The organism is Rhizobium sp. SRI_017 (assembly GCF_057586295.1).
In genome coordinates, this window is the sequence record NZ_JBYCZP010000072.1 from 1 (window position 1) to 1,026 (window position 1,026).

Below are 1,026 nucleotides of genomic sequence, written 5' to 3' on the forward strand. Positions count from 1 at the left end.
ACATCACAGCTTGACGACCCCGCTATGGGCCTCGATTCCACCGGTCCGAGTGCATGGAGCGCCACGACCTGGTTTGCCGTTGTTTCAATGGCAGCCACAAGCTTTGCGCTGGTGTCAGCTGAATTCCTGCCGGCGGGCCTGTTGACGCCAATGGCGCGTGATCTCGGCATCAGCGAAGGAACGGCCGGTCAGGTCGTCACCGCCACCGCGTCGGTTGGTGCGGTGACGGCCTTGTTGAGCAATGTACTGATCGGCAAACTGAACCGGAAGACGGTCCTGGTTGGCCTAAGTGCCTTAGCTATCGGCTCCAATCTCCTGGCCGCGCTGGCGACGGATTTTTGGCTATTGCTGTTGGGCCGAGCCGGGCTGGGTATCGCGCTTAGTGGTTTCTGGGCGCTTTCAGTTGCCGTGGTGGCGAGATTGGTTGGCACCAATGCGACGGGTCGGGGCATGGCTATTGTCACCCTCGGCGTCTCTCTTGCCACCATAGCAGCACCATCTATGGGTGCTTTGATTAGCGATTGGATCGGCTGGCGTGCCGCCATGGCCATGACCGCAGGGCTCGCAGCGATTGCGCTGCTGCTGCAAATACTCAGCTTGCCGACCCTACCTGCAAGCACAAGCAACAGTCTTTCTGACGTCTTCCGGCTGACGAGACGGCGCACTGTTCAACTGGGAATGCTTGCCATCCTCTTGTTGATGACGGGACATTTTGCCGGCTCGGTCTACGTGCGACCTTTCCTCGAACAAGTGACGCTGCTTGGCACCGGGGCGGTTGCCTTGGCGCTCCTCGGGTTTGGCATCGCCGCTGTGATCGGCAATGTCGCCGGCGGCCGACTGGCAGACGCCAATATCCGCACGGCACTCGCCGTGACCGGCGCATTGATGGCGTTTGCGGCGCTTGCTCTCGTAGTCTGGGGTGCACATAGCGGCATCGCGTTTGCCCTGGTCACACTTTGGGGTTTCGCTTTTGGGATGGCCCCGGTGGTCCTACCTACCAACTTGTCCCGCGGCGCAGCGGATGCC

The 1,026-nt window shown here is 61.1% G+C and carries 1 protein-coding gene; it reads left to right on the plus strand.

Going from position 1 to position 1,026, the window contains the following annotated elements:
* Positions 1–1,026 (plus strand): MFS transporter (locus AC2YI2_RS35050; RefSeq protein ID WP_487391130.1); only part of this gene is annotated, 1,026 nt, incomplete at both ends.